An 18,595-nucleotide genomic window follows, 5' to 3' on the forward strand; every position below is an offset into this window, starting at 1 on the left:
AAGTCCTAAAAAAATACTAGAACCATTTGTTTCAGATACGAGAGGAACACTCATGAAACTGTTTGAAAAAATCCCGAATCCCCGGGAAATCCGTCGCAAGCTTGGCCTGAACCAGCAAGAATTCTGGAGCCGCATCGGCGTGACCCAGTCTGGCGGTTCCCGCTATGAAAGCGGCCGCAACATGCCCAAGCCGGTGCGCGAACTGCTCCGCCTGGTGCATGTCGAGCAAATCGACCTGTCCAAGGTACGTCGCGAAGACTTCGAAATCGTCGAGTACCTGAAGGAAACCCACCCCGATCTGTACAAGAGCCTGCGCAAAGCGGTTCGCACCAAGATCGAAGCCCAAGAAGGCGGCGCCGAAGCTGCAGCCAGCTAATCCGGGCCCAAACAAAAAGCCAGCCAAGCCCTACCTTGACTGGCTTTTTTTGCGCCTGCGCTGTCCAACAATCGCCAGGCTGCGGCCATCCGAAATGACGTCCGCACAACACCCGCAAGCAAGACAAACGATTAATCGCCCGGATTCCTCACCAGCAAGACCGGCACATCCGCGACTTTGAGCAGGCCCTCTGCCACGCTGCCCATCAGCAAATGCATCAAGCCGCCCAGGCCATGCGTGCCCATCACGATCAAGTCCGCGCCCCAGACTCCCGACTCATCCGCCAATACCGAGGCGATCTTATCCCCCCAGCTCTCCAGGATCTTGCATTCCGGCTCCACCCCATGCGCCCGCGCCCGCTCAGCCGCCAGGCCCAAGACCTGCTCGCCGGCCTGCTTGATCGACTTCTGCAGCTCGGTCGCATCCAGAAACTCAGTTCCGCCCCAGCCGAACTGAGCCAAATCCACCACATGCGCCAAACGCACTGCGGAACCAAAGGTTTTCGCCAGCTTGCATGCCTCGTCAAGCGCCATATTGGAAGTGTCGCTATCATCCACCGGCACGAAGATTCGTTGATACATGACCACCCCTCCTTGAGGTTCACACCACCATTTCAGTCTATCAGACTCCGAGCCCATGCATTTGACACAACCCAGCCTCTTTGACATAAAGACAGCACCGCCCTCATCCAAATGTCAGTCATGGCTAGAATCCACCTGCCTCTCCCCGCTGCCTACCTTTTTGAAACGCGCCTGGAGGTGCGGATAGCAGACATCAACTACGGAAATCACCTGGCCAATGACGCAGTCTTGCGACTCGCCCAGGAAGCGCGCCTCCGCTGGCTGAAAACGCTAGGTTATCGCCATGAATTGGAGATAGAAGGCAGCGGCATAGTCGTGGCCGACGCCGCCGTCAGCTACCGCGCCGAAGCGTTCCATGGCGACGAATTGACCATGCGCTTAGGCATAGATGACATCGGCCGCCGCAGCTTTGACCTGATCTATCAGCTGACCGATGACAACACGGGCAAAGAAGTGGCAAGATTGAAGACAGGAATCGTCTTTTTCGATTACCTGGCGCGCAAGGTTGCTCCCATGCCGGATGCGTTCGCCGTCAAGCTTCACCATATAGCAAAAAAGGAATGGAGCCATGAGACACTACTCGACCAATAGCCCGGAGGCGATGGCCAGGATTCTGGCCATGTTCATGGTCACGGATGGCAACATGGACCCTCGCGAGCTCGAGTTGCTGGAAAAGCTGCACGTCTATCACCTGATCAGCCTGCCGCGCAAACAGTTTGCCCAAGTATTCCGCGATTTCTGCGACGATATCTCGGACGAAGCCGGAGAAGACGGCGCCATCCAACTGCTGGAGCGTGAACGGGTGGACAATCTGCTGGCAGAGGTCACCGACCGACGCAAGCGCATCCTGACTTGCGTGCTGGCCATGGATATCGCCAAATCCGACGGCACCATCAGCGACAGCGAAATGGCCCTGCTAAGCTACCAGATGAAAAGCTGGGGCGTGACGCTGGAAGACCTGGAACGCGAATTCGCGCGCTGACCGATACCTCCCCAAAGGCAGCCGCAGCCCAAGCCAGCGGCTGCCTTTTGCATACAATCACCACTTTTATTCCGATATTTCAATGAATACCCGTTTCACTGGCACCGAACGCTATATCGCAACCGACGACCTGATGATGGCCGTCAACGCCTCCATCACCCTGAAACGCCCGCTGCTGATCAAAGGCGAGCCCGGCACCGGCAAAACCATGCTGGCCGAAGAGGTCGCCGCCAGCCTCGGCCGCGAGCTGATCGTCTGGCCGATCAAGTCCACCACCAAGGCGCAGCATGGCCTGTACGAATACGATGCGGTATCGCGGCTGCGCGACTCCCAGCTCGGCGGCGACAAAGTCCACGACATCGCCAACTACATCGTAAAAGGCAAGCTATGGCAGGCCTTCGAGGCCGAAACCGCGCCGGTGCTGCTGATTGATGAAATCGACAAAGCCGACATCGAATTCCCCAACGACCTGCTGCGCGAACTGGATCAGATGGAATTTTTCGTCCATGAAACCCAGCAATTCGTCCGCGCCAAGCAGCGCCCCATCATCATCATCACGTCAAACAATGAAAAAGAGCTGCCTGACGCCTTTCTGCGCCGCTGCTTCTTCCATTACATCCGCTTCCCGGAAGCGGAAACCATGCAAGCCATCATCGACGTCCACTTCCCCGACATCCGCGAACAGTTGGTCAAACAAGCGCTGGAAGTCTTCTTCTCCATCCGCGAACTGCCGGGCCTGAAGAAAAAGCCCACCACCTCCGAGCTGCTGGACTGGCTGCGCCTGCTCACCAGCGAAGGCATACCGGAAGAGGAACTGGCCGGAAGACAAGAACGCAACGCCCCGCCGCCGCTGGCTGGCGCGCTGCTGAAAAACGAACAGGACCTGCAGCTGTTCGAGCGCTTGATGCAGATGGCGCGCATGCGTCGCTGATGATGTCCGACCTCCTCGACCGCTTCATCGACCACCTGGCGCTTGCCGGCCGCAGCCCACACACGCTGAAAGGGTATCAAGCCGATTTGGCGCTGCTGGCCTCGCTGACGGCGCCAACCGAGCTGCAGCACGCCGATGCCGGCAAACTGAAGCGCGCCCTGGCGAAACTGCACGCGCAAGGCTTGGGCAGCCGCAGCCTGGCGCGGCGGCTTTCCGCCTGGCGGCAGTTCTACCACTGGCTGCAAACGAACGAGCTGCGCGGCGACAACCCCGCCGCCGGCCTGCGCGCGCCCAAGCGGGACAAGCTGCTGCCCAAGGCGCTGCCGGTGGATAGCGCGGCGGCGCTGCTGGATCGCATCGAGGGCGACGAGGCGCTGTCGGTTCGAGATCGCGCCATCTACGAGTTGATCTACAGCTGCGGCTTGCGGCTATCGGAAACGGTGGCGCTGAATCTTGAAGATGTGGACTGGAATGACCAATTGCTGAGAGTGCGCGGCAAGGGCGGCAAAATCCGGCTGACGCCGATCGGCGCCGAAGCGCTCAACTGTTTGAAAGAATGGCTGGCGCCGCGGTCAGGCATCGCAGCCGACGAGCCCGCGTTATTCATTGGCCGCCATGGCCGCAGGCTAGGAGGGCGACAGGTGGAGAAGCGGCTGCGAGACTGGGCCATCCGAACCGGCGCGCAGCAGCATGTCCATCCGCACATGCTGCGCCACTCTTTCGCCTCCCACCTGCTGCAATCATCGGGCGATCTGCGCGCCGTGCAGGAACTGCTGGGCCACGCCAATCTTTCCAGCACGCAGATCTACACCGCGCTGGATTTCCAGCATCTGGCCAAGGTTTACGACAACGCCCACCCCAGGGCGCGCAAATCCGGCAAAGATGACGACATGGACGAGCCCGCTTAAACGCTCAGCCGAAACGTTCCATCAGGCCGACTGAACATGGCCATGAATGCGCTGCAGCAACTGCGACAGCGCCTCTTCCACCGTCTGCTTGCGCACCGCTTCGCGATTGCCGGAGAAATGGCAATGCCACGCTTCGGTCTGCCCGCCGGGGTGGGCGATGGCCAGCCACACCAAGCCCACCGGCTTGTCCGGCGAACCGCCATCCGGCCCGGCGATGCCGGACACGGCCACCGCCCAGTCCGCATCCGCCAAAGCCTGCGCGCCGGCAGCCATCTCTCGAACCACCAGTTCGCTGACCGCACCATGATCCATCAACGATGAAGCCTGCACGCCGAGCAGCTGCTGCTTGGCCTGATTGCCATAGCTGACCACGCCATGGCTGAACCAGGCGGAGCTGCCTGGGATATCGGTTACCGCGGCGGCGATCAAGCCCCCGGTGCAGGATTCCGCCAATGCCACGCTCTCGCCGCGCGACAGCAAGACCGATCCCAGATCCGCCGCCAATTGTCTGCTATTTGCCATGACGCTCCCTGTAATGTCTGATCAAGCCATTGGTAGAACTGTCATGCGCCAGCGCATCCACAGCGTCCGACAATTCAGGCAGGATACGCCGCGCCAGCTGCTTGCCATACTCCACTCCCCACTGATCGAAGGAGTTGATTCCCCAGATTACGCCCTGAACAAACACCTTATGCTCGTACAAGGCCATCAACATGCCCACCGAGTATGGCGTCACCTTGTCCAGCGCCAGCGTATTGGACGGCTGATTGCCAGGAAACAGTTTTTGCGGCAACAACATGTCCAATTGCTCGCCCGACAGCTGGCTCAGCTCCCGCATCACTTCCGCCTCGCCCTTGCCCCGCATCAGCGCCTCCGTCTGCGCCAGGCAGTTGGCGACCAGCACGTCATGCTGATTGCCCAGCGGATAGTGGCTGTTCAAGGGCAGAATGAAGTCGCACGGCACCAGCCGCGTGCCCTGATGCAGCAACTGAAAGAAAGCATGCTGGCTATTGGCGCCCTCTTCGCCCCAGATCACCGGACCGGTATCAAAGTCCAGCGCCTCGCCATTACGACCCACCCGCTTGCCATTGGACTCCATGTCCAATTGCTGGATATGAGCCGGCAAGCGACGCAGGCCGTGATCATAAGGCATGATGGCATGAGTATGAGCCTGATAGAAGGTGTTGTACCAGATGCCGATAAGCGCCATCAGCACCGGCATATTGGATGCGAACGGCGAATCGAAAAAATGGCGGTCCATGGCGTGGCCGCCATCCAGGAAGGCTCGGAAGTTGTCGAAACCAATAGACAACATTACCGGCAGGCCAATCGCAGACCAAACCGAATAACGCCCGCCCACCCAGTCCCAGAAGCCGAACATATGCTCAGGATCGATGCCGAACGCCTTTACCGCCGCCTCGTTGGTAGAGACGGCGACAAAATGGCGAGCAATGTCGACCTCTGAGGCTTCGCGTAAAAACCACACGCGCGCCGCCTGAGCGTTCAGCAAGGTTTCGGGTGTCGTAAACGACTTGGAGGCGATGATGAACAGTGTCGTAGCGGGATCCAGACGCTCCAAAGTGCGGGCCAGATGTTGGCCATCGACATTGGAGACGAAATGGACATTCAAATCCGGATGCGCATAGGCCGACAGCGCCTCTTTCACCACCAACGGGCCCAAGTCGGAACCGCCTATGCCCAGGTTGACCACGTCGCGGATAGGAGCGCCGGCAAAACCCTGCCATTGGCCATCGCGCACCTTATCGGTAAAAACCTTCAAGCGCTGCAATACCGCATGCACATCGGCCACAACATCCCGCCCATCCACGCTCAAAGCCGCATCCACAGGCAAGCGTAGACCAGTATGCAGAACCGAGCGGTTCTCGCTGACATTGATGCGCTCTCCGCTACGCATCTTTTGCATCCAACCCTTCAAATCCGCAGCGTCGGCCAGGTCGAACAATAGCTCTAAGGTTCGTTCCGTGATCCGATTCTTCGAATAGTCTAGCAGCAGGCCATCCAGCTCCAACGAGAAACGTTGGAAACGATGCGGATCGGTATCGAACAGGTCGCGCATATGCATATGGCACGTGGCGCGCTGATGCTGATGCAGCTTGGCCCAAATCGGTGTTGAGTTTATGTCGACGTGGCGATGATTAGCCATATTTCCTGCCAATGGTATTGCGTTTGCCGAAAAATGGCCCGCCCGGAAGCCGGCCATTGCGTTCAATTGCGCCTACAGCTTGATGAAGTTCTCGCGGTAATAACGCATTTCCTCGATGGACTCGAGGATGTCCGCCAGCGCCTCATGCTTGCCGCGCTTGACCACGCCCTTGGCCACTTCCGGCTTCCAGCGCTTGCACAGCTCTTTCAGCGTGGACACATCCAGATTGCGATAATGGAAGTACGCTTCCAGCTTCGGCATCCAGCGCGCCATGAAACGGCGATCCTGATGGATAGTGTTGCCGCACATCGGCGTGACGCGCTCCGGCACGTATTGCGCCATGAAATCCAGCAGAATCTGCTCCGCCTCCGCCTCGCTGACCGTCGAGTTTTTCACCTTCTCGATCAGGCCGCTCTTGCCGTGGGTGTTCTTGTTCCAGTCGTCCATTCCGTCCAACACGGCGTCCGGCTGATGAATTACCAGTACCGGCGATTCCGCCAGCACATTCAGATGGCTGTCGGTGACGATCATCGCCACTTCGATGATGCGGTCGGTATCCGGATGCAGGCCCGTCATTTCCATATCGAGCCAGATGAGGTTATTGGTATCTTGTGCCATACTAGTCAGTCTTGAGTTAACTCCCCTATTTTCCTTCATTGCCGCCCTGGCGGCAAACCCGACACCCATGATCGAAGCCTTCTCTCTTCTATTCGCCATCGCGCTGGCGCTGAGCCTGAGCCTGAAGTTGTGGCTGGGCGCCCGCCACATCCGCCACATCGCCCGCCATCGCGCGGCTGTGCCCGCCGCGTTTCAAGACAGCATCACGCAGGAGCAGCATCAACTCGCGGCGGATTACACCATCGCCAAAACCAAGCTGGGCTTGCTCGGCGCCTGGATAGACACTGCGGTGATCGCCGCGCTGACTTTCGGCGGCGGGCTGCAATGGCTGGCGCTTCGCAGCATGGAGTGGTTTGCGCAACCGCTGCTGTCCGGGCTTGCGCTGATCGCCGCCGTCACGGTGATCAGCGGAGCGATCTCGCTGCCGCTGACGCTATACGGCACCTTTGGAATCGAATCCCGCTACGGCTTCAACAAAACCACGCTGCGCTTGTTCATCGCCGACCAGCTCAAGGGCATCCTGCTGGGCTCGGCCATCGGCCTGCCGCTGGTGGCGCTGATACTGTGGCTGATGGACATCTCCGGCCCGCTGTGGTGGCTGTGGGTATGGCTGGTCTGGTCCGGCTTCCAATTGCTAATGGTCGCCCTGTTCCCGACCTTCATCGCCCCGCTGTTCAATAAATTCAAACCGCTGGAAGACGAGGAACTGAAAGGCCGGATCGAATCGCTGCTGTCCCGCGCCGGCTTCAAAAGCCAGGGCGTGTTCGTGATGGACGGCTCGCGCCGCTCCAGCCACGGCAATGCCTACTTTACCGGTTTCGGCTCCGCCAAGCGCATCGTATTCTTCGACACTTTGCTGTCCCAGTTGAGCCACGCCGAAATCGAAGCGGTGCTGGCCCACGAACTCGGCCACTTCAAGCGCAGGCATATCGTCAAGCGCATCGCCTGGACGTTCGCGCTGTCGCTGGCGCTGCTGTGGCTGCTGGGGCAATTGCTGCATGCGCCGTGGTTCTACATCGGCCTCGGCGTGACGGTGCCGAGCACCGCCATGGCGCTGATACTGTTTTTCACCGCCATTCCCGCTTTTACTTTTCCGCTGACGCCGCTGTCCAGCCGGATGTCCCGCGCCCACGAATTCGAGGCCGATGATTTCGCCTCAGAACAAACACAGGCCACGGATCTGATCAGCGCGCTGGTGAAGCTGTATCGCGATAATGCGTCCACGCTGACGCCCGACCCCATCCACTCGACCTTTTACGATTCGCATCCGCCCGCCGCGCTGCGCATCCAACACCTCAAAGGAAACCAAGCATGAATCTGCTGGAGCTGAGCTGCACGCCGCAACACGGCCAGAGCCCGCTGGCCGACAATACGGTCAAGCAATTACTCTCCACGCTGCCCGAATGGGAAGTCCACGGCATCGAGCTGCGCAAGACCTACCGTTTCGCCAACTACCATGAAACCATGGCTTTCGTGAACGCGCTGGCCTGGATCGCCCATCGCGAGGACCATCACCCCGACATGTCCGTCCATTACAACCGCGCCGTGGTGAACTTCAGCACCCATGACGCCGGCGGCCTGACCCTGAACGATTTCATCTGCGCGGCGAAAACCGAAGCGCTGCTCAGCCGACCATGACAGCCAGCGTCGGACAAATCATTCGCAGCCATGGCCGCCGCTTCATCGTCGAAGCCGACGGCCGGATTTACGATTGCACCACCCGCGGCAAGCGCGTCGACTTCGCCTGCGGCGACCACGTAGACATCCTGATCCAGAATCAGGAGCAGGCGGTGATCGAGCGCGCGCTGGAGCGCCGCAGCCTGCTGTATCGCCAGGATGACTGGAAGACCAAGGCCATCGCCGCCAACGTCAGCCGCATCCTGTTTGTGATGGCCGCGGTGCCGACGCCCAGCGAGGAGCTGCTGGGGCGCTGCCTGATCGCGGCCGAGGCCGGCGACATCGAACCCATCATCGTGGTCAACAAGTCGGACCTGCCGGAAACCCCCGCGCTGCTGGAAAAATTGCAACTCTATGTAAAGCTCGGTTACCAGCTGGTCACATTGTCCGCCAAGCAGGACTTTTCGCCGCTGTTGCCGCTGCTGCAAGGCCATACCAGCGTGCTGGTCGGCCAATCCGGCATGGGCAAATCCACGCTGACCAATGCCCTGCTGCCTGACGCCAACGCGCGCATCGGCGACATTTCCGAAGCGCTGGACTCCGGCCGCCATACCACCACGCACGCCGCCTTGTACCATCTGAATGCCGATAGCCACCTGATCGACTCGCCAGGTCTGCAGGCGTTTGGGCTGAAACATCTGAACGCGCCCGAGCTGGCGCGCTATTTTCCCGAGCTTCGCCGGTATATTGGCCAGTGTCGCTTCCATAACTGTTCGCACTGCGTCGAACCAAACTGTGCCATTATTGCTGCTTCGCAGCATGGAGAGATCGCGCCGCACCGACTCGACCTGCTGCAGCGGCTGACGCGCGAATTGACACCCGCAAGAATGTAAATAAGGTAGCACACACTCTTTATTTACTTTTTATGGCAGCCCGCATAAGCTGTAACAAAAGGAAGGCAATATTACCTAAAGCAGAATTATCAGAACCAACAGAGGAGCCAGCATCATGACTAAAAGGATTGCGCTAGTTACCGGTGGTATGGGCGGCATCGGCACCGCCATCTGCAAGACTCTGGCCGAAGCCGGCCACACCGTTGTCACCACCTACAGCAAACCCGGCCGCGAGCAAGCTTGGCATGCCGACATGAATGGCCTAGGCTTCGACAACATCCACAGCTATCTGTGCGACGTGACCGATTTCTCAGCTTGCCAGGAAGTCGCCGCCAAGATCGCCAAGGACATCGGCCCCATCTCAATCCTGGTCAACAATGCCGGCATCACCCGCGACGCCAGCTTCAAGAAGCAAACCAAGGATGACTGGGACGCGGTAATCCGCACCAATCTGGACTCGGTCTTCAATATGACCAAGCCGGTTTTGGACGGCATGCTTGAGGCTGGCTTCGGCCGCATCGTCAACATCTCCTCGATCAATGGCCAGAAAGGCCAGTTCGGCCAGACCAACTACTCCGCCGCCAAAGCCGGCATGCACGGCTTCACCATGGCGCTGGCTCAAGAAGTCGCCAGAAAAGGCGTAACCGTCAACACCATCTCCCCCGGCTACATCGCCACGGAAATGGTCATGGCCGTACCGGAAGACGTGCGCAGCAAAATCGTCGCGCAAATCCCGGTGGGACGCCTGGGCAAGCCCGAGGAAATCGCGGCCCTGGTCGCCTTCCTCAGCTCCGACAACGCCGGCTTCATCACCGGCAGCAATATCTCGATGAATGGCGGCCAGCACATGATGTAAGGCTTAGCCGCTCAACATGCAAGCGCCGCCTCAAGGGCGGCGTTTTCTTTTGTCCAAACCCGTGTATGCTGTCCCGATCCGCAACTCAAAAACAAGACTGACATGGCAGAGAATCTGATCATCGAAGGCATAAGCAAAGAAGAAAAATACCAGACCCTGCTGCCGCAAACTCACGCCTTGATAAAAGGCGAAACGGATTTGATCGCGGCGCTGGCCAACTTGGCCTCGGCGCTGAACATGACTTTCAACTCGCTCTGGACCGGCTTTTATCTGGTCAAGGGCGAACAGCTGGTATTGGGCCCCTTCCAGGGACCCATCGCCTGCACCCGCATCCCTTATGGCCGCGGCGTATGCGGTACCGCCTGGCAGCAAAACCAGACGCTGGTGGTCGAAGATGTGGACGCATTCCCCGGACATATCGCCTGCTCATCCAGCGCGCGCTCAGAAATCGTGGTGCCTATCCGCGATACGGCAGGCAAAGTGGCGGCGGTGCTGGATATCGACTCCGATGAACTAGGCAGCTTTGATCAAATCGACGCAGCCTATCTGGAGCGCATCGTCGCGCCCTTGTCTCCCCTGCTGTCCGCCTGAGTCCTGAAAACAAGACAGCCCCGCCAGTTCGACTGACGGGGCTGCTAGCGCGCTGGCGAGCTGGTTTACTTCTGAATTTCCAGCAACTCCACCTCGAAATAGAGATCGGTATTCGGCGGAATGGCACCCGGCGCGCCGCGGCTGCCATATGCGGTGGCGGCGGGGCAGAACAGCTTGGCCTTGCTGCCCACCTTCAATTGGCTGACGCCCTGAGTCCAGCACGGGATGACGCGGTTCAACGGGAAACTGATCGGACCGCCGTTCTTGTAGGAGCTATCAAACTCCTTGCCATCCTTGAAGGTGCCGCGATAATTCACCTTCACGGTATCGCTCGTCTTGGGCTGCACGCCCTTGCCGGCTTTCAATATTTCGATTTTTACGCCGGAAGGCAGAACCGTTTCCGCCTGCACAGCCACGGAAGCCAGCAGCAGCGCCAATGCCGGCGCCAAACGATAAAGACTCATGTTCGCTTTCTATTTATCTAAGCCAGACCGGCCTATCCGGGCTGGATAAGCCTCAACGGTACAAGATCGTGCCGGACTCCGCCAGGTCCGTCAGCAGGCGCTCCACGCCGCTCCCGGTCATTACGAATGGATCCAGCACCGGCAAGGCGGAATGGCGCAGAATCAATGAAGCATTCAGCTTGTCCAAGGCCACTTCCGCCATGCTCCAATTGCCGAATTTGCGCTGTTCGACCTCTTGAAAAGACAACAAGGTGAGCGAGTGGTGCCTGGCATCGCGGGCAAGTTTCAGATACAGGCGGTTCACGTGAACGCTGCTGCCCTCCAGCACCTGCACGAAAACATCGTTGCCATAGCACAGCAGACCCGTCAGCCCCAAAGCGGGGTTGTACTTTCTGGACGCATCCAAAATATCGTCCACCAATTGCTGATCAATGGCCTGCCTGGCCCGGCTGCAGTAGATAAGGCGCACCAGCATCGTCACCCTCCCTCTCAGGATTGATGCATCAACGACAGAAATTCGCGGCGCAAGTCCGGGTTGGTCAGGAAAGAGCCGCGCATCACGCTATTGGTCATCTTGCTATTGCTGTCCTTCACGCCGCGCCAATGCATGCAGAAATGATCCGCTTCCATGACGATGGCCAGGCCATCCGGCTGCAGCTTGCTCATCAGCAAATCGGCGATCTGCGACACCGCCTCCTCCTGAATCTGCGGCCGGGTCATCACCCAGTCGATCAGGCGGGCATACTTGGACAAACCGATCAGATTGGAGTTTTCGTTAGGCATCACGCCCACCCAAACTCGGCCGATGATGGGGCACAGATGATGGGAGCAAGCGCTGCGAACGGTGATGGGACCGACAATCATCAGCTCGTTCAGGCGCTCGACATTCGGGAATTCGGTGCTGGGAGGCATGTCCACATAACGGCCGCGGAACACCTCTCTCACAAACATTTTCGCAACCCGTCGGGCGGTATCCTGCGTGTTGTGATCATGTTCGGTATCGATGACCAAGCTATCCAGCACGCCCTTCAATTTGGCCTGGACTTCCGCCTGCAATTCATCCAGCTCGCCTTCTTCAATGAAAGCGGAAATATTGTCATTGGCGTGGAAGCGCTTTCCCGCCTGCTGCAAGCGGTAACGAATCCGCTCGGACGCAGGGTTTTGAGACAGGTCTTGCTTATCGCTCTTGCTCATTGTGGATATTCGGTTCACTGAAAAAATGGGAATCACTAGCGAATATACATCATATTGGCAAAATCGACATGCAAAGCAAGTCTATATTTTGCAATCGGCATATGAAAATCAATCATTCAATGCGTATAAAATAGGCGCGACTGAAATATTTGTATTTCTAAATTTCCGAATGAAAACAAAATCCAAGCCCAGCAAAACCTGACTTACACCCTATGCCACAACCAGCTTTTCCATGCGCCGCGGAAGCGAAAGCTCATTTCCCTTGCTGTATTGATAGTCCTGGAAAACATGCTCCGCGCTCAAAAGCTGATAGCTGCCATCCAGCAATCTATTCGTCGTATCCTTGAGGCGGTAAGCATAATGACCGCAGGTCCAGCAATCAAAATTGCGCATATGGGTGCACAAGCAGGTCTTTTCCCAAACCGGCACGCGACGAACGCCAGGATTGGCTTCGTGCGCCTTGTGGTAGGCGTCGATATAGGAGCAGCCGCCTTTGGCATCCAGCAAATAGCCATAAGCCTCGCAGTTCGGACGGATGCTGTCGCCGATCGCCGGGCAGCTCTTGATCATCCGCATCGGATAGCCGGTAGGCGACAATTGATTGACGACGATGTCGTCTTCGCTGGACTTGAAATACTCTTGCTGCACCTTCTCCGGCAAACCGCACTCATGCGTCACGGTGAAGCGGGTTGCCACCTGGACCGCGCCCGCCCCGGCCTCAAGAAACGCCGTGGCATCGCCGCCGGTGAAAATCCCGCCAGCCGGAATCAAGGGAATGTTCAGTTGCTCGTCGCGCAGCCAATCGCGGATCTCGGCAAAGATGGCCGTCAGATCGTACTCCGCCCAGTCCATGCCAAAACCCAGATGGCCGCCGGCCAACGGCCCTTCCACCACCACGTAATCCGGCAGCCGGCCGCTGCGGCTATTCTTCTTCAAGAACAACTGCAAGGCGCGCAAGGAAGAAACAATGATGCCTAGCTTGGCGTCGCGGAAACGCGGATGGTCCTCGATAAGCGAGAACGAGCCCAGATGCAAGCCTGCCGCCAGCGTGATGCCGTCGATGCCAGCGTCCAAGGCCGCGCGCAGCCGCGTTCTCAGCGTCTCCTTCGGCGCGTTCATCGTCAGCTTTTCCATGCAGTTGATGAACACCAGGCCATCGCCGCGCTTGCGCTGCATGGCGCCGCCGACATGCAGGCGCGTAGCCTCTTCAATCTCGCCCAGATCGAATTGAACCAGCGATTTGTCGCGATTTTCGACATTGGCCTTGTATTGCGCCAGCTTGTTCTTGACGTATTTGGTATTGAAACGGCGATCCGCCACAGTAGGCACCATCGCATCGGATATATGGCCGACGCCGCCCAGCCTTGCGGCCTCCAGCGCCAGATCCGCAGTGGAAATATCCACGCCCATGCCGCCGATCATGATGGGAACCAGCTCGTGCTTGCCCAGCGTCAGGCGGAAATCATCAACACATTTCATCGTGACGGTTCTCCTAAATGCTGGGCGGATTATGGCCTCAGGTTTTGAGGAAATCCACAATTTTAGAGTTTTTGCTCATAGATGTTTCTACGTATCCAACCGCTGCGCAACGCTCACTCGCAAGGCCGGCAGCAATTCTTCGGCAAACCAAGGGTTGCGTTTCAACCAAGACTGGTTGCGCGGGCTCGGGTGAGGCAGAGGGAAACACGCCGGCTGATACGCCCGCCAATTCCGGACCGTCTCAGTCAAAGACGCCTGCCTGTCCGGCAGATGGTAGGCCTGCGCATATGCCCCTATCGCCAACACCAACCGCACATTGCCCAGCATGGGCATCAGCTGCGGATGCCATAACGCACGGCACTCCGCGCGCGGCGGCAAATCGCCGGACTTGCCGCGCCCCGGATAGCAAAAACCCATGGGCACGATGGCGAAACAATCCGGATTGTAAAAAACCGACTCGGATACGCCCAGCCACTCTCGCAATCTATCGCCGCTGGCGTCGCGCCATGGCGTGCCGCTCTCATGAGCGCGCGCGCCAGGCGCTTGGCCAGCCAATAAAATCCGCGACCGCGGCGACGCTTGCAAAAGCGGCCTGGGCGCATTCGGCAGATCGCGCTCGCATGCTCTGCAGCTTTCAATCCGCGCCAGCAGAGTCGCCAGATTTTCCATTCGCGAGCGCCTCAGGCAGTCAATTCGCTGGCAGCCAGGACTGCAAATCCGTCGCCGTCTGCCCGTCCCACTCCAGCAACCAGCCGCAGGCCCCCGCCGACAAGGCCGAGGCGGCCAGCAAGCGCCGCGTTGCCCGGTGCCCGCTTGCCGGCGCGGCGATCACCGGCAGATGCGTGCGCTGCCGCAGCCAGGCCAAGCCGCCCGCATCCAGCACCGGTATCTCGCTCTCCGCCCCGCATTCGCACAACACAATCTGGTGATTGCCGCCCATGGCGACATGCTCTGCCGCCAGCAGCCATCCCTCCAGCGACATTCTAGTGTCGCGCAGCAAGATGACAGGCTTGTTTATGCGCCCCACCTCGCGCAACAGCTCGACATGATGCAGGCTGGCCGGTCCAATCATCAGCGCATCCAGCCCAAGCTCCAGATACACATCCAGCAAGCGGATGTCGCTCAATTCCGCCGCCGCCGCCAGGCCCGCCGCGGCCGACTCCTCTCTCAAAGCCTCCAGCTCGAGCATGCCGACCGGCTCGTAGTGATAGGGATTGGACGTTTGCCGCACCGGCCCGGCAAACATCAGCCCGCCGCCAGCCGCCCGGATGCCCGCGGCCGAAGCCGTCAAGGCCTCATGGGTCCAATCCCGCGGTCCCGCCAGCCACACCGGCCTGCCCGCCAGGCCGAACTCGCACGCGCCTATCCTCACCACGCTATCCTGCGGCTGCGCTTCGCGCGAGACGATCCGGTAATCGCCCACCACCCGCAGCGCGCGCTCCACGCCCGGCAAGGACTCAAACTGCGACGCCTCCAGCCCGCGCTCCTCGCCGACAGCGCCTATCACCGTGCGCTCCCGCCCCCGCGACACATGCGCGGCCAGTCCGGCGGCTTCTATGCGCGCCGCCACGCCGCGGATATCCGCCTCTTCCGCCAGACGACTCATGACGATAATCATCGCGCTCCTCCATTTTCTTCTTCATCGCCGCGCCGGGCGCCCCGCCATTGCCGGGCGATGCGCGACACCAGCCGCGACCAGGCCGACGGTCGCGCCCATCTGGCCCGAACTCGCCGAATCAGCCTGCTGCTCCAACGCCACGCCACAGAATCATGCAGCCGCGCGAACACCCAGGCTCGGCAGTCCTGAAAGCGGCGATACCATCGCACGAACCAGGCCACCTGCATCAAGGAAGGCTGCGTCAGCGTGAACAAGCGCGCCACCAGGGCCGTGCCGCCCAGCTTGGCCAGCAGAATCACCAACAAGCCCAGCGCGGCGTGCCCTTGCTCAATCAAGAACAACGCCGCCAGTTTGACCGGCAGCAAGGCCAGCGCGGGCAGGATGAACAAAGCCAGCGCGATCTTGGGCGGACGAGAAGCGACCCACCGCTCCAAAACCGCCAGCGGCGGCCACTTTGCCAGCCGCGCCACGATGGCGGACAGCTCATCCCAGGCCAGTTCTTCAAATACGATGATGGCCGCCAGCAACAATACCAGCGGCCAGGACAGCCAGCGGCGCAGGCGGGCCCATGCGCTCAAACGATGGGTGCTTTGATTCATAACCATCTCAGGTCTTGGACAATTCCAGCCATTTGGGCACCGACTGCGGCTGATACTGGCGCATCCAGTCCAGCAGTTTGGACAGATCGGCGTCGGCGCGGAACAGCTCCAGATTGCCGACGGGCACAAAGCCCTCTTCCACCGCATGCCGCGCCATCGCCAGCAAGGGCTGGAAGAAGCCAGCCGCGTCCAGCATGCCCACCGGCTTGCCGTGCACCGACAGTTGCGCCCAGGTCAAAATCTCGAACAGTTCGTCGAAAGTGCCGAAACCACCTGGCAAAGCGATGAAGCCATCCGACAGTTGCGCCATCATGGCCTTGCGCTGGTGCATGGTCTCGGTGACGTGCAGCTCGGTCAGGCCCAGATGCGCCACCTCCTTGGCCTTGAGAAACTCGGGGATCACGCCTATCACTTTGCCGCCGGCCGCCAAAGCCGCATCCGCCGCCACGCCCATCAGGCCCACCTTGCCCGCGCCGTAAACCAGGGTGATGCCCTGCTCGGCCAGCGTGCGGCCAAAATCGCGCGCCGCCTGCTCATATTCGGGCTTGGCTCCCTTGTTGGAGCCGCAGAACAAACAAATCGATCGGATCATGCTCATGGTGTTTTCTCGTCCAAAATAAAACGGCCGCGACTTCCGTCCGGCCGTGCGCATGCGCCATGCCAGCAGCGGCGCAGTCTTACAATACCGCCAGCGGATACGAGCCCAGCACCTTGACGAACGAGGTCCGCTCGCCCAGGCCCGCCAGCGCGCTCAGAACGTTCTCATCCAGCCGGTGGCCTTCCAGATCGATGAAGAACACATAGTCCCACAAGCCCGCGCGCGAAGGGCGCGATTCGAACTTGCTCATCGATACGCCATTGGCCGCAACCGGCTCCAATAAATGATGCACCGCGCCGGGCCGATTGGGCGCGGACACCACGATGGAAGTCTTGTCCTGGCCGGAGGGGCCGACATCCTGCAGACCCAGCACCAGGAAGCGGGTGGTGTTGTTGGGCTCGTCCTCGACATTTTCCGCCAATTTGACCAAACCGTAACGCTCCGCCGCCGCCTGGCCGGCGATGGCTGCGGCAGTTTCATCCTCAGCGGCCAGCCTGGCGGCTTCCGCATTGCTGGCCACCGACACGCGCTCCACATCCGCCGGCAGATTTTTGTTCAGCCACTCATGGCATTGCGCCAGCGCCTGGGCATGCGCGTAAACGCGGCGAATGCCGCCCAGACCTTCTACCTTGCGCAGCAGGTGATGATGGATGCGCAGCACCACCTCGCCGCATATTTTCAAGGGCGAGCTGACCATCAGATCCAGCGTGCGGCCGACCGCGCCTTCGGTGGAGTTCTCCACCGGCGCCACCACATAATCCAAGGCGCGCGATTCCACCAGGCGGAACGCTTCGTCGATCGATGTACAGGCCACCGCGTGCGCGGCATGGCCGAAATGCTTGATGGCCGCCAATTGGCTGAAAGTGCCTTCCGGCCCCAGATAGGCGATGGACAAGGGCTTTTCCAGCGCCAAACATTCGGACATCACCTCGCGGAACAGGCGGGCGATGGACTCTCCCGGCAGCGGCCCGGGGTTAAGGTCTTTAAGACGACGCAACACCTGGGCTTCCCGCTCGGGGCGATACACCACGCCGCCGCCCTTGATCTCGCCGATTTCACGGGCATGGCTGGCGCGCTGATTGAGCAGCTTGAGGATTTCGGCATCGATGGCGTCGATGGCGTCGCGATGCGGCTTGAGCAGATGTTCCATCGTCACAGGCTTGAGTCTTTCATGCAGGCTAATGGGGATGCGCCCTAGTTTCCGCGAGAAGCTCCCTCATCGCAAGCCTTGCAGCGCACAAAACCCGCCTCCGCCATTCATTTGGCATTCAAAATCAAGCGATCAATCAGCGCCAGCACATGATCGGCGGTTTCCAGCGGACGCTCCAGGGGAAACAAATGGCCGCCGGCATGCTGCTCCACCTGTATGCCGAATCGCTTCTGCATGAAGAGCAGATCCTGCTCCTTCAGCACATCGGAAGACTCGCCGGCGATAAACGCGGCCGGCACCTTGAGCTTATCCCGGTATTTAGGAAAGTCATGCGGCAAGGTGGCGTAGATGGCGTGCTCCACCGGCGGACGAAACTTGAGCCTGCGGCTGCCCCGCCCATCATCCTCCGTGCCATGCTCGGCGTAGTCGGCCAGGCAGTCGGGATCGAAACGGGCGAACATGGGTTTGCGCTCGAAATAGTCGCGCACCATTTCCACCGAGGCCCAGTTGTCGCGCCGCTTCAAAGAGTTGCCACCCGGCGTCACTTTCTGGATGAAACCCAGCCGCTTGGCCAGCCAGATGCCGAAAGAGCGCGACGGCCCCATCAGCGGCGAATCCAGAATCACGATGGCGCGGAACAGCTCCGGACGCTTCATCGCCGAATAAAACATCAGAAAGCCGCCCAGCGAGTGCCCCACCCCCACCACCGGGCCGGTGTAATGCCGTTCGATATAGGCTATGGTTTCATCCACCAGATGCGGCCAGCAATCGGTGACAGGATAAGCGGGATCGTGCCCGATGGTATCGAGATAGCCGACTTGATGCCGTTCGGCCAGCCGGCCGAGCAGCTTGGCGTATACCGATGCCGGAAAACTATTGGCATGGGCGAAGTGGATGTTTTCTCTCATAAGCCCTCGAATAAACTCATTCTTTTTTTTCATGACCGCCGGCCCCTTGGCGGCGGGTATACTTGCAT

The 18,595-nt window shown here is 59.7% G+C and carries 24 protein-coding genes; 10 read left to right on the forward strand and 14 right to left on the reverse strand.

Annotation, left to right across the window (positions count from 1 at the left end; genetic code table 11):
- The first annotated feature begins 52 nt into the window (after positions 1 to 52).
- Positions 53 to 376 (forward strand): helix-turn-helix domain-containing protein, encoded by a 324-nt coding sequence (locus NKT35_RS20595; protein WP_021476219.1) that lies wholly within the window; start codon positions 53 to 55, stop codon positions 374 to 376.
- Positions 377 to 507: 131 nt separating this feature from the next.
- Here NKT35_RS20595 and NKT35_RS20600 read toward each other — a convergent pair whose 3' ends face one another.
- Positions 508 to 957, reverse strand: a complete 450-nt coding sequence (locus NKT35_RS20600; RefSeq protein ID WP_254296702.1) for a universal stress protein — start codon at positions 955 to 957, stop codon at positions 508 to 510.
- A gap of 111 nt (positions 958 to 1,068) precedes the next feature.
- Between NKT35_RS20600 and NKT35_RS20605 the strand changes: the two genes are divergently transcribed.
- The 4 genes from NKT35_RS20605 to xerC all read left to right on the forward strand — a co-directional run bounded on the left by NKT35_RS20605 (position 1,069) and on the right by xerC (position 3,778).
- Positions 1,069 to 1,548: an acyl-CoA thioesterase gene (locus NKT35_RS20605; RefSeq protein ID WP_254296705.1), complete on the forward strand. Its 480-nt coding sequence runs from the start codon at positions 1,069 to 1,071 to the stop codon at positions 1,546 to 1,548.
- Positions 1,526 to 1,939, forward strand: coding sequence for a tellurite resistance TerB family protein (locus NKT35_RS20610; protein WP_254296708.1), 414 nt, complete (start codon positions 1,526 to 1,528; stop codon positions 1,937 to 1,939). Before NKT35_RS20605 ends, NKT35_RS20610 begins: the two co-directional genes overlap by 23 nt.
- 82 nt (positions 1,940 to 2,021) lie before the next feature.
- The gene (locus NKT35_RS20615) at positions 2,022 to 2,870 is read left to right on the forward strand and encodes an AAA family ATPase (protein WP_254296709.1); all 849 of its coding nucleotides are present in this window, start codon (positions 2,022 to 2,024) and stop codon (positions 2,868 to 2,870) included.
- Positions 2,870 to 3,778 carry a tyrosine recombinase XerC gene (xerC, locus tag NKT35_RS20620; protein ID WP_305883441.1) on the forward strand — a complete coding sequence of 303 codons (909 nt, stop codon included), beginning with the start codon at positions 2,870 to 2,872 and terminating at the stop codon, positions 3,776 to 3,778. The genes NKT35_RS20615 and xerC overlap by 1 nt, the downstream gene beginning before the upstream one ends.
- A 21-nt stretch (positions 3,779 to 3,799) precedes the next feature.
- Here xerC and NKT35_RS20625 read toward each other — a convergent pair whose 3' ends face one another.
- The 3 genes from NKT35_RS20625 to orn all read right to left on the reverse strand — a co-directional run bounded on the left by NKT35_RS20625 (position 3,800) and on the right by orn (position 6,560).
- Positions 3,800 to 4,300, reverse strand: a complete 501-nt coding sequence (locus tag NKT35_RS20625) for a CinA family protein (protein WP_254296712.1) — start codon at positions 4,298 to 4,300, stop codon at positions 3,800 to 3,802.
- On the reverse strand, positions 4,290 to 5,942 hold the full coding sequence (pgi, locus tag NKT35_RS20630; protein ID WP_254296717.1) for a glucose-6-phosphate isomerase: 1,653 nt from the start codon (positions 5,940 to 5,942) through the stop codon (positions 4,290 to 4,292). Before pgi ends, NKT35_RS20625 begins: the two co-directional genes overlap by 11 nt.
- A gap of 72 nt (positions 5,943 to 6,014) precedes the next feature.
- Complete coding sequence (orn, locus tag NKT35_RS20635; RefSeq protein WP_254296720.1) at positions 6,015 to 6,560, reverse strand: oligoribonuclease; 546 nt, start codon at positions 6,558 to 6,560, stop codon at positions 6,015 to 6,017.
- A gap of 67 nt (positions 6,561 to 6,627) precedes the next feature.
- Here orn and NKT35_RS20640 point away from each other — a divergent pair, with 67 nt between their 5' ends.
- The 5 genes from NKT35_RS20640 (at position 6,628) to msrC (ending at position 10,517) form a co-directional block, all read left to right on the forward strand.
- The gene (locus tag NKT35_RS20640) at positions 6,628 to 7,875 is read left to right on the forward strand and encodes a M48 family metallopeptidase (protein WP_254296722.1); all 1,248 of its coding nucleotides are present in this window, start codon (positions 6,628 to 6,630) and stop codon (positions 7,873 to 7,875) included.
- Positions 7,872 to 8,198: a 4a-hydroxytetrahydrobiopterin dehydratase gene (locus tag NKT35_RS20645; RefSeq protein WP_254296724.1), complete on the forward strand. Its 327-nt coding sequence runs from the start codon at positions 7,872 to 7,874 to the stop codon at positions 8,196 to 8,198. The genes NKT35_RS20640 and NKT35_RS20645 overlap by 4 nt, the downstream gene beginning before the upstream one ends.
- Positions 8,195 to 9,070, forward strand: a complete 876-nt coding sequence (rsgA, locus tag NKT35_RS20650) for a ribosome small subunit-dependent GTPase A (protein ID WP_254296727.1) — start codon at positions 8,195 to 8,197, stop codon at positions 9,068 to 9,070. The genes NKT35_RS20645 and rsgA overlap by 4 nt, the downstream gene beginning before the upstream one ends.
- A gap of 115 nt (positions 9,071 to 9,185) precedes the next feature.
- Complete coding sequence (phbB, locus tag NKT35_RS20655; RefSeq protein WP_254296732.1) at positions 9,186 to 9,926, forward strand: acetoacetyl-CoA reductase; 741 nt, start codon at positions 9,186 to 9,188, stop codon at positions 9,924 to 9,926.
- A 102-nt stretch (positions 9,927 to 10,028) separates the two neighbouring features.
- Positions 10,029 to 10,517, forward strand: a complete 489-nt coding sequence (gene msrC, locus NKT35_RS20660) for a free L-methionine (R)-S-oxide reductase MsrC (protein WP_254296736.1) — start codon at positions 10,029 to 10,031, stop codon at positions 10,515 to 10,517.
- Positions 10,518 to 10,582: 65 nt separating this feature from the next.
- Here the strand turns inward: msrC and NKT35_RS20665 are convergent, their stop codons facing one another.
- From NKT35_RS20665 to NKT35_RS20710, 10 genes are all read right to left on the reverse strand, one after another.
- Complete coding sequence (locus NKT35_RS20665; protein WP_254296738.1) at positions 10,583 to 10,981, reverse strand: FKBP-type peptidyl-prolyl cis-trans isomerase; 399 nt, start codon at positions 10,979 to 10,981, stop codon at positions 10,583 to 10,585.
- Positions 10,982 to 11,033: 52 nt separating this feature from the next.
- Positions 11,034 to 11,456 carry a BLUF domain-containing protein gene (locus tag NKT35_RS20670; RefSeq protein WP_254296740.1) on the reverse strand — a complete coding sequence of 141 codons (423 nt, stop codon included), beginning with the start codon at positions 11,454 to 11,456 and terminating at the stop codon, positions 11,034 to 11,036.
- Between the two features lie 14 nt (positions 11,457 to 11,470).
- Complete coding sequence (gene folE, locus NKT35_RS20675; RefSeq protein ID WP_254296742.1) at positions 11,471 to 12,175, reverse strand: GTP cyclohydrolase I; 705 nt, start codon at positions 12,173 to 12,175, stop codon at positions 11,471 to 11,473.
- Positions 12,176 to 12,385: 210 nt separating this feature from the next.
- Positions 12,386 to 13,654: a nitronate monooxygenase gene (locus NKT35_RS20680; protein WP_254296744.1), complete on the reverse strand. Its 1,269-nt coding sequence runs from the start codon at positions 13,652 to 13,654 to the stop codon at positions 12,386 to 12,388.
- Positions 13,655 to 13,741: 87 nt separating this feature from the next.
- On the reverse strand, positions 13,742 to 14,323 hold the full coding sequence (locus tag NKT35_RS20685) for a uracil-DNA glycosylase family protein (RefSeq protein WP_254296746.1): 582 nt from the start codon (positions 14,321 to 14,323) through the stop codon (positions 13,742 to 13,744).
- A gap of 19 nt (positions 14,324 to 14,342) precedes the next feature.
- Entirely contained in the window at positions 14,343 to 15,272 is a 930-nt protein-coding gene (locus NKT35_RS20690; protein ID WP_254296748.1) for a 3-deoxy-7-phosphoheptulonate synthase, read from the reverse strand.
- Positions 15,269 to 15,871 carry a hypothetical protein gene (locus NKT35_RS20695; protein WP_254296751.1) on the reverse strand — a complete coding sequence of 201 codons (603 nt, stop codon included), beginning with the start codon at positions 15,869 to 15,871 and terminating at the stop codon, positions 15,269 to 15,271. Before NKT35_RS20695 ends, NKT35_RS20690 begins: the two co-directional genes overlap by 4 nt.
- 7 nt (positions 15,872 to 15,878) lie before the next feature.
- Positions 15,879 to 16,469, reverse strand: coding sequence for an LOG family protein (locus NKT35_RS20700; RefSeq protein ID WP_254296754.1), 591 nt, complete (start codon positions 16,467 to 16,469; stop codon positions 15,879 to 15,881).
- Positions 16,470 to 16,548: 79 nt separating this feature from the next.
- Positions 16,549 to 17,619: a prephenate dehydratase gene (pheA, locus tag NKT35_RS20705; protein ID WP_254296757.1), complete on the reverse strand. Its 1,071-nt coding sequence runs from the start codon at positions 17,617 to 17,619 to the stop codon at positions 16,549 to 16,551.
- 107 nt (positions 17,620 to 17,726) lie between these two features.
- Positions 17,727 to 18,527, reverse strand: a complete 801-nt coding sequence (locus NKT35_RS20710) for an alpha/beta fold hydrolase (RefSeq protein ID WP_254296760.1) — start codon at positions 18,525 to 18,527, stop codon at positions 17,727 to 17,729.
- Between the last annotated feature and the right edge of the window lie 68 nt (positions 18,528 to 18,595).

Source organism: Chromobacterium sp. IIBBL 290-4, from assembly GCF_024207115.1.
Lineage (GTDB): Bacteria > Pseudomonadota > Gammaproteobacteria > Burkholderiales > Chromobacteriaceae > Chromobacterium.

What these genes read in the sequence shown, in the direction of transcription:
- xerC (WP_305883441.1), top strand. Translation starts at nt 2,870, where the DNA reads ATGATGTCCGACCTCCTCGACCGCTTCATCGACCACCTGGCGCTTGCC.
- NKT35_RS20645 (WP_254296724.1), top strand. Translation starts at nt 7,872, where the DNA reads ATGAATCTGCTGGAGCTGAGCTGCACGCCGCAACACGGCCAGAGCCCG.
- NKT35_RS20665 (WP_254296738.1), bottom strand. Translation starts at nt 10,981, where the DNA reads ATGAGTCTTTATCGTTTGGCGCCGGCATTGGCGCTGCTGCTGGCTTCC.
- NKT35_RS20615 (WP_254296709.1), top strand. Translation starts at nt 2,022, where the DNA reads ATGAATACCCGTTTCACTGGCACCGAACGCTATATCGCAACCGACGAC.
- NKT35_RS20700 (WP_254296754.1), bottom strand. Translation starts at nt 16,469, where the DNA reads ATGAGCATGATCCGATCGATTTGTTTGTTCTGCGGCTCCAACAAGGGA.
- NKT35_RS20600 (WP_254296702.1), bottom strand. Translation starts at nt 957, where the DNA reads ATGTATCAACGAATCTTCGTGCCGGTGGATGATAGCGACACTTCCAAT.
- orn (WP_254296720.1), bottom strand. Translation starts at nt 6,560, where the DNA reads ATGGCACAAGATACCAATAACCTCATCTGGCTCGATATGGAAATGACG.
- NKT35_RS20680 (WP_254296744.1), bottom strand. Translation starts at nt 13,654, where the DNA reads ATGAAATGTGTTGATGATTTCCGCCTGACGCTGGGCAAGCACGAGCTG.
- NKT35_RS20640 (WP_254296722.1), top strand. Translation starts at nt 6,628, where the DNA reads ATGATCGAAGCCTTCTCTCTTCTATTCGCCATCGCGCTGGCGCTGAGC.
- rsgA (WP_254296727.1), top strand. Translation starts at nt 8,195, where the DNA reads ATGACAGCCAGCGTCGGACAAATCATTCGCAGCCATGGCCGCCGCTTC.
- folE (WP_254296742.1), bottom strand. Translation starts at nt 12,175, where the DNA reads ATGAGCAAGAGCGATAAGCAAGACCTGTCTCAAAACCCTGCGTCCGAG.
- msrC (WP_254296736.1), top strand. Translation starts at nt 10,029, where the DNA reads ATGGCAGAGAATCTGATCATCGAAGGCATAAGCAAAGAAGAAAAATAC.
- pgi (WP_254296717.1), bottom strand. Translation starts at nt 5,942, where the DNA reads ATGGCTAATCATCGCCACGTCGACATAAACTCAACACCGATTTGGGCC.
- NKT35_RS20610 (WP_254296708.1), top strand. Translation starts at nt 1,526, where the DNA reads ATGAGACACTACTCGACCAATAGCCCGGAGGCGATGGCCAGGATTCTG.
- NKT35_RS20625 (WP_254296712.1), bottom strand. Translation starts at nt 4,300, where the DNA reads ATGGCAAATAGCAGACAATTGGCGGCGGATCTGGGATCGGTCTTGCTG.
- NKT35_RS20710 (WP_254296760.1), bottom strand. Translation starts at nt 18,527, where the DNA reads ATGAGAGAAAACATCCACTTCGCCCATGCCAATAGTTTTCCGGCATCG.
- phbB (WP_254296732.1), top strand. Translation starts at nt 9,186, where the DNA reads ATGACTAAAAGGATTGCGCTAGTTACCGGTGGTATGGGCGGCATCGGC.
- pheA (WP_254296757.1), bottom strand. Translation starts at nt 17,619, where the DNA reads ATGGAACATCTGCTCAAGCCGCATCGCGACGCCATCGACGCCATCGAT.
- NKT35_RS20695 (WP_254296751.1), bottom strand. Translation starts at nt 15,871, where the DNA reads ATGAATCAAAGCACCCATCGTTTGAGCGCATGGGCCCGCCTGCGCCGC.
- NKT35_RS20605 (WP_254296705.1), top strand. Translation starts at nt 1,069, where the DNA reads ATGTCAGTCATGGCTAGAATCCACCTGCCTCTCCCCGCTGCCTACCTT.
- NKT35_RS20685 (WP_254296746.1), bottom strand. Translation starts at nt 14,323, where the DNA reads ATGGAAAATCTGGCGACTCTGCTGGCGCGGATTGAAAGCTGCAGAGCA.
- NKT35_RS20670 (WP_254296740.1), bottom strand. Translation starts at nt 11,456, where the DNA reads ATGCTGGTGCGCCTTATCTACTGCAGCCGGGCCAGGCAGGCCATTGAT.
- NKT35_RS20690 (WP_254296748.1), bottom strand. Translation starts at nt 15,272, where the DNA reads ATGATTATCGTCATGAGTCGTCTGGCGGAAGAGGCGGATATCCGCGGC.
- NKT35_RS20595 (WP_021476219.1), top strand. Translation starts at nt 53, where the DNA reads ATGAAACTGTTTGAAAAAATCCCGAATCCCCGGGAAATCCGTCGCAAG.